Source organism: Dielma fastidiosa, from assembly GCF_000313565.1.
In the GTDB taxonomy this organism is placed as follows: domain Bacteria; phylum Bacillota_I; class Bacilli_A; order Erysipelotrichales; family Erysipelotrichaceae; genus Dielma; species Dielma fastidiosa.
In genome coordinates this window covers 324,080-336,894 of the sequence record NZ_HE578923.1, presented here as the reverse complement: position 1 = coordinate 336,894, position 12,815 = coordinate 324,080, and the positions used below count along the sequence as shown (strand labels likewise).

12 protein-coding genes and 1 tRNA gene are annotated in these 12,815 nt (G+C 40.5%); 6 read left to right on the top strand and 7 right to left on the bottom strand.

Going from position 1 to position 12,815, the window contains the following annotated elements; translation table 11 throughout:
- The first annotated feature begins 32 nt into the window (after nt 1-32).
- The 3 genes from idi to DAHG_RS01945 all read left to right on the top strand — a co-directional run bounded on the left by idi (nt 33) and on the right by DAHG_RS01945 (nt 1,678).
- Entirely contained in the window at nt 33-563 is a 531-nt protein-coding gene (gene idi / locus DAHG_RS18480; protein WP_022936638.1) for an isopentenyl-diphosphate Delta-isomerase, read from the top strand.
- The gene (locus tag DAHG_RS01950; RefSeq protein WP_022936637.1) at nt 553-1,506 is read left to right on the top strand and encodes a 2-hydroxyacid dehydrogenase; all 954 of its coding nucleotides are present in this window, start codon (nt 553-555) and stop codon (nt 1,504-1,506) included. Before idi ends, DAHG_RS01950 begins: the two co-directional genes overlap by 11 nt.
- Before the next feature lie 97 nt (nt 1,507-1,603).
- A tRNA-Arg gene (locus tag DAHG_RS01945) sits at nt 1,604-1,678 on the top strand.
- A 42-nt stretch (nt 1,679-1,720) separates the two neighbouring features.
- Here DAHG_RS01945 and DAHG_RS01940 read toward each other — a convergent pair.
- From DAHG_RS01940 to DAHG_RS18475, 6 genes are all read right to left on the bottom strand, one after another.
- A complete protein-coding gene (locus tag DAHG_RS01940) occupies nt 1,721-2,212 on the bottom strand; it encodes a GyrI-like domain-containing protein (RefSeq protein WP_022936636.1) in 492 nt (163 codons plus the stop codon).
- An 18-nt stretch (nt 2,213-2,230) separates the two neighbouring features.
- Nucleotides 2,231-3,106 (bottom strand): AraC family transcriptional regulator, encoded by an 876-nt coding sequence (locus DAHG_RS01935; RefSeq protein WP_022936635.1) that lies wholly within the window; start codon nt 3,104-3,106, stop codon nt 2,231-2,233.
- A 33-nt stretch (nt 3,107-3,139) separates the two neighbouring features.
- A complete protein-coding gene (locus DAHG_RS01930) occupies nt 3,140-4,225 on the bottom strand; it encodes a C45 family autoproteolytic acyltransferase/hydolase (protein WP_022936634.1) in 1,086 nt (361 codons plus the stop codon).
- 112 nt (nt 4,226-4,337) lie between these two features.
- Entirely contained in the window at nt 4,338-6,152 is a 1,815-nt protein-coding gene (locus DAHG_RS01925) for an ABC transporter ATP-binding protein (protein WP_022936633.1), read from the bottom strand.
- Nucleotides 6,145-7,896, bottom strand: coding sequence for an ABC transporter ATP-binding protein (locus tag DAHG_RS01920; RefSeq protein ID WP_022936632.1), 1,752 nt, complete (start codon nt 7,894-7,896; stop codon nt 6,145-6,147). Before DAHG_RS01920 ends, DAHG_RS01925 begins: the two co-directional genes overlap by 8 nt.
- Complete coding sequence (locus DAHG_RS18475) at nt 7,880-8,473, bottom strand: MarR family winged helix-turn-helix transcriptional regulator (protein WP_022936631.1); 594 nt, start codon at nt 8,471-8,473, stop codon at nt 7,880-7,882. Before DAHG_RS18475 ends, DAHG_RS01920 begins: the two co-directional genes overlap by 17 nt.
- A gap of 220 nt (nt 8,474-8,693) precedes the next feature.
- Here DAHG_RS18475 and DAHG_RS20370 point away from each other — a divergent pair, with 220 nt between their 5' ends.
- Together DAHG_RS20370 and DAHG_RS20365 are read left to right on the top strand one after the other, a co-directional pair.
- Nucleotides 8,694-9,053, top strand: a complete 360-nt coding sequence (locus tag DAHG_RS20370) for an MBL fold metallo-hydrolase (protein ID WP_022936630.1) — start codon at nt 8,694-8,696, stop codon at nt 9,051-9,053.
- On the top strand, nt 9,007-9,405 hold the full coding sequence (locus DAHG_RS20365) for an MBL fold metallo-hydrolase (RefSeq protein ID WP_146211885.1): 399 nt from the start codon (nt 9,007-9,009) through the stop codon (nt 9,403-9,405). Before DAHG_RS20370 ends, DAHG_RS20365 begins: the two co-directional genes overlap by 47 nt.
- Here DAHG_RS20365 and DAHG_RS01905 read toward each other — a convergent pair.
- Complete coding sequence (locus DAHG_RS01905; RefSeq protein ID WP_022936628.1) at nt 9,387-11,618, bottom strand: EAL domain-containing protein; 2,232 nt, start codon at nt 11,616-11,618, stop codon at nt 9,387-9,389. The two genes, DAHG_RS20365 and DAHG_RS01905, sit on opposite strands and share 19 nt — an antisense overlap.
- Nucleotides 11,619-11,796: 178 nt before the next feature.
- On the opposite strand from DAHG_RS01905, the gene DAHG_RS01900 reads away from it, so the two are divergent.
- Nucleotides 11,797-12,798, top strand: coding sequence for a nucleoid-associated protein (locus DAHG_RS01900; protein WP_022936627.1), 1,002 nt, complete (start codon nt 11,797-11,799; stop codon nt 12,796-12,798).
- Nucleotides 12,799-12,815: the final 17 nt, after the last annotated feature.

Here is a 12,815-nt window from a genome sequence, read left to right as displayed (position 1 = left end):
TTTTATTATCCGTAACAGAAAGTGAGGATTCTATGGACAACTTACTCTTAGTGAATCTCTTTGATCAGCCAATTGGCACCGCATCTAAAATGGAAGCCCATCAGAAAGCACTGCTGCATCGAGCTTTCTCTGTATTTATTGTGCACGATGGGAAGATGCTTATCCAAAAACGGGCGGCTGATAAATATCATACACCGCTGCTTTGGAGCAACGCCTGCTGTTCCCATCCGCGTTATAACGAAAACCTTAAAGATGCCGTACATCGCCGTTTAATGGAAGAATTAGGAATCGATGCTGAATGCCGGGAATTATTCTCCTTTGTCTATCACGCGGCTTTTGACAACGGAATCGCTGAATATGAATATGATCATGTTTTTCTAGCTGACAGTGCTGAAACAATCAAGCTGAATCCTGATGAAGCAGAAGCCATTGAATGGATCAGCTATGATGAGCTGGCAGAGGATTTACGTCAGCATCCTGAAAAATATACCCCCTGGTTTATTATCACCTGTCCGCGTGTATTAGCAATTTGTATGAAGGAGGCAGAAAGTGATGCAGCATAAAATTGTCGTATTAAATTCTGAATTGGTAGATTATGATAATCAGATTGATTTTCACGCGCTTGGCGAGCAAGTAACGATTTATCGTCATAGTCAAGCTGATCAGATTCTTGAACGGGTTACTGATTATGAAATTGTAGTGACAAAAGAACTGCCGCTGCCAGCCAGACTTATCGCCCAGTTCCCCGCTTCCGTGAAATGTATCTGTGAAGCCGGTACCGGTTATAACAATATTGATTTAAAAGCCGCAGATGAAAAAGGCATCATCGTCTGCAACATCCCTGCTTACAGTACCCAGCGGGTAGCACAGACAGCAATCATGATGCTTTTAAATCTAAGCTCTGAGGTTCAAAAACAGATTCGCATGCAGGAACGGCATTGTTATGATAACTTCACCAAGCATTTAATGGTCAATCATTTTGAGGTCAATGATAAGGTTTTGGGAATTGTCGGTTATGGCAGCATCGGCCGTGAAGTGATTAAGATTGCTCAGGCATTGGGCATGAAAATCCTCGTTTATACGCGCACGCCAAGAACGGACAGCGAGATTGAATTTACCGATTTAGAAACCGTACTGCGCAAGTGTGATTACCTCTCACTTCATTGTCCGTTAACCGATGAAACACATCATCTCATCAATGCTGAAACATTAGCTTTAATGAAGCCATCCGCTTTTATCATTAATACATCACGCGGTGCGCTGATCGATGAACAGGCATTGATTGCAGCACTGAAAGCAGGTAAACTGGCAGGCGCCGGTTTAGATGTTCAGGAACATGAGCCATTACAGAGCAGCAGTGAATTGTTTAAAATGGAGAATGTCCTGGTGACACCGCATATGGGCTGGAAGGGATTGGAAACCCGGCAGCGTTTACTGAAGCTGCTCGCGGAAAATATTCGGGCATATGAAAACGGACAGCCGATTAATGCCGTACATTTAAAATAGTTAAGGAGAGGTTTAGCTGCCTCTCCTTTTTCATCCCTGCCATAATTTATTGATTGTTGTTTTGGCTGTTTTATGATAAAATAATAAACGCGAACATGCCCCCGTAGTTAAATGGATATAACAAGATCCTCCTAAGATTTAGTTATCAGTTCGATTCTGGTCGGGGGTGCCATATTTAAAATCTGCAGCACATCAATCATGTTGATGTGTTTTTTTATACTGTGTACATTGGCTTCTGTTTATCGGTAACTGGAATCCATATTTCAATCACTGAATGATCACTGTTCCAATGAAACCGGTAATCATATTTCTCAAAATGGATAAATTCACTATTTACCGGCTGATACTGACTTTGCGGAAGCAATTGAGTGTAGATCTTTTGATATGTCTGATAAATTTGATGCATCGGGCCGATATGTTCTACAACCATATATTGATGAGCTTTTATACGTTTAGAGGTAAAGCCATCAGGAATAGCCATGGTTTGGGGAATGGCACAAAAATAATATAATTGATTCTGCCTTCTTGTCATAAGGGCATATTTAACCCAATGTCCATTTTGTGATAAGCAGTATGTTTTTAAATTCATATTAAACTGCCGCCAAAAAGAGGTGCTGATTTGAAGATTTTCCTTTTGTGAGTTCGTTAATTCAATTTCCTGTCCGATAATTAAAAATTCATCCAAATGCTGAATTCGATAATTCATTGTGTTTCTTTCCTTTATCTATTTAATTGGAATATAGATGTCCATCTTTGAATCAGGATGCGTGTAACCTAAAAATCGTTCATCCTGAAGCTCAAAGGTTTCCCTGGCATCCAGTTCCTCCCTTGTGGTGAGCAGCCATGTCCCCCAAATATAGTCAATCGTCTCAGAAAGGGTTTCTAAGCTGCCATGATGTGTAAATACCGCATATTTCCCGCCTGACAGCACTTTGCTGACAAAAGGAGCCTTCACATCAGCAAAATGTTCAACTTCTATGCCGACCACTTCCCAGCATCGCATCGCTTCATTGGCAATGAAATGAATATCCTCCTGATATGACTCATAGATACCAAATTTTCGTGAATAATCAGAGACGCAGGAAAGCTGTTTATTTAAATCTGCAAACTTTTCCCAAAGTTTTTTAATATGATTTGGCTTTAATTCTATTTCTTCACGGTATCCTAAAACCTTAATTTCCGGTATTTCCACAATTTGAGGATGAACAGTTACATGATTAAGCAAATGATTCATAAAATGATGATTTATACTTTGCTTGTTAGAGACAAAAGTCTGGATTCGGTTTTTGCGGTAGTAAAGCGGGCTGATTTTATATGCTGTTTTAAATGCGCGGCTGAATGCTTCAGCTGATTCAAAGTTATTGTTAACCGCAATATCAATGATTTTATCATCGGTAACCAAAAGCTGATAGGCTGCATTGGCTAAGCGGCGCTTTTTTATATAGCTGCCCACACCTTCGCCAAGTATTGCATTAAACTGCCGATTCAAATGAAAATATGAATAGCCTGCAAAGCGGGCAACGTCTTCTACTTTGATGTCCTCTTGCAGATGCTTTTCAATATAAAGAATGGCTTGTTCCAGTGCTTTCTGATAATCCATGATGTTTCCTCTCTAACGAATTTCAATCAGTCCCTAAGGCAACGGATCAATTTCAATTTGCATCTCTGTGAGTGTTGTTGCCATAGGCTTTGCAATATCATAAATCTGCCAGCAATTCTTTGCTTGGCCTCCCCAGCAAATTTCAATCGTTCCTTCCCGCGGAGCAAGTATCATACTTTTGGTTGTGCCGAAATTTTCTGCATAATTATGAAAACATAAGCCTTGGGGATATTTAGTTAACAGCATGTCTTTTAATTGAGCTTTGGTTATATGCCGCTTATCCTTTAACTCATTTTCAATAAAGTGATATCGAGTGATGCTGTGTGGAAACGCCTGATTTTCTATGTGCATGAATTGAGGCAAAACCGTATGATTGGTCGCATGCAGCATTTCTTCATGACTGTCAGCATCAATTTGACGATAAGCAATTTTCCCATCCATGGTTTGCACAAGCGCCGCATGATCTGTTTTATCGAGTAAGATCATATTCATATTAAAGACAATTGGCATCTCTTTGATATAAGCTAATGCTTCTTCTACATTTTTGCAGTTTTCTAACAGCGCCCGGACAACTACCCAATACTGTAAACCGTTAAACTGAGGCTTTCGCATATGCGCTAGATTCACAACCGGCATACCGCATGAACTGATTGTCACCGCAAGACCATGCTCATTGAAGCCATCATCTCGACCAAATTGTAACATAGATGTACCAATATGTGTATACTTGCCTTCGGCTTCAGTCCGCATAAGACAAAAATCTTCTAATTCATTTGAAAATTCATAATTACGTGCTAAAAGCGGCTGCTTCATATCCGTCTTATTTGAAAGCAGTGCTATATGACTGCAGTTTGGCACATAACAAGTCATAGTATAGAAAACCAATGCTTCTAAGTGAACATTTAATGCGTCGGCAAAGCCCTGTATCTCTTCAGTAAGACCCGGACACCAGCGTTCAAGCAAAGCATTTGTCTCACGAATTTGCTTTTGATCAACGGCTGCCTTTACTACATATTTTGCTTTTAAGTATTCATTACTGGCTGCCTGCTTGCCTAATTGATAGCCAATCGCATAATGGCTGCCGCGTAAATTATAGGTGCGTGTTTCTATCGGTTCCATTGTTTAATCCTCCACTTTCCTTGATATTTCTATTTTACCAAAGGAATACAGAGACTTCATGATATTTTCTGCTGTTAAATAGAAAAAATTTCTGCCGAAAACAGAAATTTAATCAGATTGCCTTACCCTCAAACTGAGTATTATAAAGCTCATAATACTTTCCCTTCTTTGCCAGCAGCTCATCATGACTGCCTTGTTCAGCAATGCGGCCCTGATCCATTACTACGATGCAATCCGCATCCTGAATCGTTGACAGCCGATGCGCAATGATTAAACTTGTCCGATCCTTCATTAAATTAATCATCGCATCTTGAATATGCTTCTCAGTTCGAGTATCCACACTAGAGGTTGCCTCATCAAGAATCAATATTTTGGGATCTGCCAAAAATGCCCTGCCGATTGCCAGCAGCTGCCGCTGACCTTGGGATAGATTGTTGCCTGAACTGCTCAGCAGTGTATCATATCCCCTTGGCAGCTGACTGATCAGTTTGTCGCAATAGCTCAGCCGGGCTGCTTTACGCATTTGCTCATCATCAGCGCTTGGGTTCGAATACTTAAGATTATTGCGGATCGTATCAGTGAATAATACTGTATCCTGCAGCACGATGGCAATGTCTTTGCGCAGTGTATCTCTTTCAATATCCCTGATATCTGTGCCGTCAATCAAAATCCGGCCGCTGTCAATATCATAAAAACGCATTAAAAGATTCACTACTGTTGTTTTACCGCTGCCGGTAGCACCAACAAGAGCAACCTTATGGCCTGAGCGAATCTCCAAGCTAAAATCATAAAGCACTTGTTTTTCTGGTATATAGGAAAAATCAACATTTTCAAATTGGATTCTGCCTTCAGATAACGGTACTTGACAGCTTCCTTCGCTCGACTCACTTGTTTCATCCAGAATTGCAAACACCCGTTCAGCTCCCGCCAGCGCTGTTTCAATCTGACCGTAGATTTGAGCCAGTTCATTGATGGGTCTGCCAAATTGCCGGGCATAAACAATAAATGCGGAAATAACACCGATCGATATCATGCCATGAATTGCGAAATAGCCGCCGCAAACTGCGATTATCACAAAACCGATATTATTGATAACATTCATCGCCGGCCCCATTAACCCGCTTAAAATATCCGAACGAATACTGGTTTTAGTTAGGGCATCGGCCGTTAAGGAAAAGTCTTCAACAATCTGAGGCTGACGATTATAAGCCACGACTGTCTGATAGCCGATGACATGCTCCTCAATCTGCGCGTTGAGACGCCCCAGCAGAATTTGTTTTTGACGATAAAAACGGCGCATCCAGCCAGCCAGCTTTTTGGTAACCAGAACCGTTAATAACACCGTTGTACAGGAAAGCAATGTCAGCTGCCAGCTTAAGCTGAACATCATCACAACCGTACCGATGATTGTCAGTATCCCCGCAACTAATGAACTCAGTGATTGCGATATGGTATCAGAAATATTTTCTACATCATTGGTCATGCGGCTCATAAGATCGCCATGCGCGTGCTGATCAACATATTTAATCGGCAAGTCGATAATTTTATCAAATAAATCTTTACGCATCGTTTTAACTACACGCTGACTCAAATGTGCGCTCAGCCGGCTCTGAAATAAAGATGTCAAACCATAAATCAGATAAATAGCCAGCATCAGTCCAAGACGCTGAGTAAGCACACCAAAAGCTCCCTGAGTAATCGAATCAATGGCTTGACTTTGCAGCTTAGGCGCATATACATTACATAATACCCCCATCGTTACAGCCAGTAATAAACCAATTAATAATTTTCGCTCATCAACAAAATATTGCAGCAAACGTTTAAAAGTCTGTTTTGATTCTTTTGGCTTCTCAACCTCGAGTACCGTTCGCATCCGTGACGGTTTTTGTAATTTCTCAAATCCGGTTTTGGTTTCTGTTTTATTCACAAAATGTGCCTCCCTTCAGCTGAGAGTTATAAATATCCTGATAAAGCTGATTCTCCTTTAACAATTTCTCATGAGTATCACAGGCTGCCAGTGTTCCATTTTCAATCAACGCAATACGGTCAGCTCCCTGTACAGAAGTAATACGCTGTGCAATGATGATTTTAGTCATTCGGTTATAATGTTTATTTAAAGCCTGATACAGATTAGCCTCGGTTTTTAAATCAAGCGCACTGGTAGCATCATCAAGGATCAAAATTGGCGCATTTTTCAAAATAGCACGGCTGATGGCAAGACGCTGCTTCTGACCGCCGGATAAGCTCATTCCCTGCTCAGTGACCATAGTCTCAAACCCATCCGGTGTATTTTCTATAAATTCAAATGCCTGTGCAGCAGCCGCAGCCTGAATAATTTCTTCATCACTGGCCTCAGGATTCCCCCATGCGATATTTTCTTTAATTGAAGTTGTAAACAATTCACTTTTCTGAAGGGCAATGGCGACTTTGCCGCGAAGCTTATCCAGCGGATAATCTTTCACATTTATGCCATCAACCAAAACCTCGCCCTCATTCACATCATAAAAACGCGGTATTAGGTTGACTAAGCTGGATTTGCCGCTGCCGGTAGCTCCCAGAATACCCAAGGTTTCTCCCGGTTGGATACATAGATTCAGATCATGAAGCACCATTTCCCGGCTATTGGGATATGCGAAGGATACATGCTTGAATTCTATGCCGCCTGCATTCAGATCGCATTGTGCCTGTCCGTCCGTGATGATTGGCTCGCATGTCAAAACTTCTTCCACACGATGAATTGAAGCCACACCTCTGGTCATTGTCTGAAAAATCATCACTAAACGCAGAATGCCATTTAAAATCTGTGATACATAGGTAATCGCAGCCACAATATTACCGGGTGACGCAAGTCCTGCCTGTACCTCCAGGCCGCCAACCTTAATTACCGCAACAACTACACAGTTTAAAATAATATTCATCAGCGGGCTCAGAATCGAGAAAATCAACAATACGTTTAATTGTGTGTCAACCATGTCATTATTCGCAGCCGCGAAGCGCTCTTTTTCATAATCTTCACGCACATATGCCTTTACTACCCGCAGACCAGCAATACTTTCCTGTATGATGTTATTCACCCGATCCAGCTTTTTCTGCAGGATTGAAAACAGCGGACCTACCTTTTTGATTACCACGATTACGATAACAAATACTAAGGGCAGCGCCGCTGTAATCACTAAACCAAACTTTACATCCAATAAAAACATACAGACAATACCGCCGATAAACATCACTAAGGTACGGCTCAGACCGCGCATCAACGTATTGGCTAGATTTTGAATCTGGGTAATATCATTAGTAACTCTTGTGATTAATGAACCGCAGGTAAATTGTTCACTTTGTTCTAAGGATAATGACATAATGCTTTTAAAAGCATCCTTACGCAGATCATTACAGAAATTCTGCGCGCATAGATTTGCTGTTACCGCGCACATAACACCGAGAAAGCCGCCGATGATTACATATAAAATCATTTTAAAGCCGGTGTTTAAAATAATATTGAAATCAGGAATATGGTTATTAGCTAAACCAAGAACGCCCTGATCAATAATCTGACTCATCAGCTGCGGCTGAATCAAGTCCATAATCACTTCGCCGATCATCAACAAAGGGGCAAGCAATGCCAGCCCCCAATAAGGCTTAAAATAAGCAAACAGCTTATTCTTTTCTTTCATTTAAACCGCTTCTCTCTTTTGATTTATGATGCCGGTGATGATCCTTAGTTCCATGATAATCAAAACTCCATTTATCTGTCAGCTTGATTAAAATAGCCTGAAGCTCAGCTTTCTCCTCATCACTTAAAACATCATAGATGGCATCAGGATCTTCAATAGTTTCCTGACTGGCAGCAAGCTGACCTTGTTCACTGAGCCTTACCAGCATACGCCGCTTATCCTGTTCATCCTTTTCACGAAGGATCAATCCCCTTGCTTCCAGCTTGGCAATCGTTTCGCTTAATGATCCGGCTTCAATTTCAAGCTTCTGCTGCAGCTCCTTTTGGCTCAGCAGTTCATTCTCTGCCAGCAGCTTTAAGATCCTGCTTTGTCCGCGCCGATTGGTTTTGCGTTCTAGAATATAACCGCAGCGCATTAATAAATGCGTCAGATCTTTCTGGCCGTGATGATCATGGTGTTTCTTACCCTCATCCTGACTTGTCTCATTAAAAAACTTTCTGCCTCGTCCGCATTTTAATTCATCCCTTAAACACTCATTGGGACATTGTGTACATCTCTCTAAATTTTCTTTATTCATTCATATCTCCTTTCATCGCCTATATAATTAGGTACCTTACGAATATAGATTACACCAATTCTTTAATATTGTCAAGGTACCTAATTAAATTTCTATTTGCATCATAAAAGGCAGTCACCTGCCTCATTAAATAGATATGATTATTTTAATTACTAAATGATTGAGCGAAAGCATTGATTCTATGATAGAATGGTACCAATCATAAACTAAGGAGTCTGCCATGGAACTTATTCAACATTCAGAGTACATTTATTCAACAACCTATGAGACGAAAAGAGATCGTCCATCATTAGGTTATATTAAGGGTTCAAACTTTTCAGTAATGGTAGACGCCGGAACCAGCGCTCAACATGTAAAGGAAGCCTATGCCCTCTTAAAAGAACGTCAGCTGCCGCTCCCTACCTTCACGATTCTTACCCATTGGCATTGGGATCATACTTTTGGTATGCATGCCGTCCAAGGTCTTACGATTGCTCATACGCTGACTAACCGTGAACTTGAACGCATGATGAAATGGCAGTGGAATCCTGAAGATGCAGGAAAGACTGATTTCCCAAGAAGAAATCCCCTTTGTCGATGATCATTTAAAGATTGAATATAACGACCTGAATGAGATAAAGCTAAAAATGGCTGATATATCCTTTTCATCCAGCATGACGCTAGACCAAGGCAATAGCCATGTCCAGCTGTTTCACGTTCCCTCACCCCACAGCGATGACAGTGTATTTATTTATGTGCCCCAAGCCAAGGTGCTGTTTATCGGTGACGCCATCTGCGAAGATTACTATCACCAGATGAATGTCGACCAAAGCAAGCTTCAAGCGATGATAAAATTTCTGCAAGCCTTAGATTTTGAAATTGGAATTCAGGGACATCTGCCTGCCATGAATAAAACAGCAATCCTTAATCAGGCTTACGCTTTAATTAAATAGCGCTTTTCATATTCATCTGCCTTCATCGGCCGCGCACAATAGAAACCCTGAATCTTATCAATACCCATTAAACTGACAGCTTCATATTCATCATATGCCTCGACACCTTCAACCGTTACTTTCAGCTCAATGGTCTTTGCTAAAACTATAACACCCGCTAAAATCTGTCTTGCCTTATCACTGACAAGCAAATCATTCAGCATCTTTTTATCAATTTTCAATTCATCGATCGGCATATTTCTAAGCAATGTAATCGATGAATAACCAGAACCAAAATCATCCAAAAGGATTTTAATCCCCGCATGCCTGAATTGATTCAAAATTTCAGAAGCCTTTGCTTCATTTTCATAAAGCGCGGTTTCCGTCATTTCAATTTCAATTAATTCATGCGGAATTTGATAACGGTCAATGATTTCCATATAGGACGTAAAGAAATCCACACGATAAAGATGCAGCTGAGAAGCATTGACTGATACCGGTGTCAATTCATAGCCGGCATCCAGCCAGCTTCTTAACTGAATGCATACTTGTGTTAAAACATATTCATCCAGCTCAATAATTGAACCATTGCGCTCAAGAATAGGCACAAAATATGCCGGTGAAATCATACAGTCTTCCTTATAATACCAGCGTACCAACGCTTCACTGCCCTCATAGCGCTGTGTCTGCACATTATATTTCGGCTGATAAACGACACTGAATTGCTGATTCTTTAACGCCGGCAAAAACATGTCCTCAATTTCCTTATTTTTAAATATCTGCTCCCGCAGCGCGTCATCATAAAAAGCACAGGCTTCATATTTCTTCTGAAAATCTTTTCGCAAAGCCAGCGCCGCGCAGTCAATCATTGTATTGATCTGTTCATGATGATCTGTAATAAGATAAACCCCGGCATTCATCTGAATCTGATACTGCATCTCACCTTCTGTACTGCTTACAACATCCTGTATGCTGTTCATGATATCAAGAATCCGCAATGAAAGCTGCGCAGTATCCGAATACGTCAGTAAAACGATAAAATGATCAGCCTGAATACGGGCAAAATATTCATTCCTGCCCAAGCGCTGAACGAGACATTGCGCTACTTTCTTCAGTACCCGATTCCCCTCTTCATAACCAAATAAATCATTAATATATTGAAATTTATTTATATTCAACGCAATCATCGCGTATAATGAAGGATCATTGTCCAGCTTCTTAGACGCATCCATTTTAAATTTCTCAAAGGAATCAAAATCAGTCACCGTATCAACCCATGCGATCCGCTCAAGCATCCGGCGGTGCCGGCGGTCAATAAAAATAACCCTCAGCAATGAATAGGCTAATACAATCAGACAAAGGGCAAGCATAGAATAAGCTAAAGTGACAGTCTTGCCAATACTTTTCGTAATCACGACGTTAGGTATAATACTCAATAAATACCAGTCATTAACCGCTAAAGGTTCATAATAGATATAACGGATATCCTTTTTACACGCATAGCTTGTAAAGCCGCTCTGACCAGCACTGATTGCCTGCTTTAATTCATCCACCGTTGACTGATTATCCTTAGACAAGGATAAAATCTCATCATAAAAATTCTGCTCACAAGTTCCCTCTTGATTCGCCGAGCCAATAATTTGACTGCCATCCTGCTTCATGATCACACTAAAGCCCTGTCCGTCAAACGTGGTAACTGAGAGCAGCGGCTGATAGGTTTGGGCAGCATAGGTGCCAAACAATACATACTGCGTTCCGTCCTTATATTCTATCGGAGCGGTATACAGGGTAACCGGCTGCTGATCAACCAAATCAAGCAGATTATCGGAAATAGAGATGATGCCGTGCTGAGCCTTTTCAAAACGCTGCAGCTGCTCATCATTTAAAAGAAATTGACTGTCATCACTGGCATAACCCTCATGATTATCTAATATGACGCCCATACGCTTAAAACCATTAAGATCATCCAGCACCCTTAATTGGGCTATTATTTGCATAGGATCTTTTTCATTATCCGCATAAAGAGAGGCCGCGATGTTTGCCATGACATGCTGATTCTTTTCAACCTCTTTTTGAACCACTTTTACACTTTGATGGGAAATTTCCGTCATTGTATTGAAGATACTTTCCTGAGCGTTTTCATGCAGCTGATAAGTAAAAAAAGCAGCAAAAAAAATGATGATAATCAAAGCTGCTATGACATTAATATATATTTTAGAAGACTTCTCCCGCATAAGCTGCCTCCGATGAACGATTGCATTCACTATATAGATTATCGCATATTATACACTATATTTGAAGTCAATTTAACGATTTGTCAAATAATTAACAGCCATCAAATTTGATTATTTACTGACATTGACAGCATGTAAATGATATAATATGCGTACTTGCATGAAAGAGGGACAGCCAATGATTGAAATGAATGAATGTATCCTGCATGTACTGGATACAGAAAAGAATCTTTGTGTATTCGCGGAAGAAACGATACCGGAAATGGAACCGGAGATTGAAAAGCTCCTGCAAAATAAAATTCAGAAGGCCTTTACCAGCAACAATATCCAGCATGGTTATTTCAAGGCAAACAGTTCAATTAAACAAGGAATTGATGATTACCTGGGCGGACAGTGCAGCTTTGTGGAATTGTCCAGACTGATTGGCGAAATTATCTTTGAGAAAAAAATGAAATACGGATTGTTTCAGCCCTGCGACTTTATCTGTGCCAATGTATTAATCGATGGCCGGCGTTTTTTAGCCCTTTTGGATAATAGCTATAACGAAGGCATTACCCATAATGTCAGACAGGAAGCGGATCGCATCGTCAATGAAATCATTCGTCATAAAACATTATTTTCAACTAATATCATGAAAAGAGACGCGGTGGTGCTGATTGAATATTCGGATATGACAATTCAAGTCGTTGAAAACAAGAGTGAAATAGATGCCGAAAAAGTATATTTTTATACCCGCTTAGTATTGGATTGTGACGCAGTGCCGTCTTATCAGGAATCAAGCAAGGTGCTGCAGAAGAAATGTGAAACAATGATTGATAAATATGAATTAGATGAGGTGGCAATTCTGCCTAAAATGAAACAGCTGATTAAGGAATCACTGGACAGCAATGTAGAAATTGATATTCAGGAAATGGCTGTTGAATTATTCCCTGAACGGCGGATGATTCAGGATGATTTTAAACAGGAAGTCTTAGAACAGGGCATCAAGCCAAAGATTCAGGTTGAAAATGTGAAACAGACCAAGCAGATGAAGGTTCAGCGTTTTAAAACTGACAGCGGCATTGAAGTAATTATTCCCATTGAATGTCTGAGTCAAAAAGATTTAGTAGAGATCATCAATAACCCAGACGGCACTATTGCCATTGAATTAAAAAATATTAATAAGATTCAAAGCAAATAAAAACTGAGCGTCAAGAA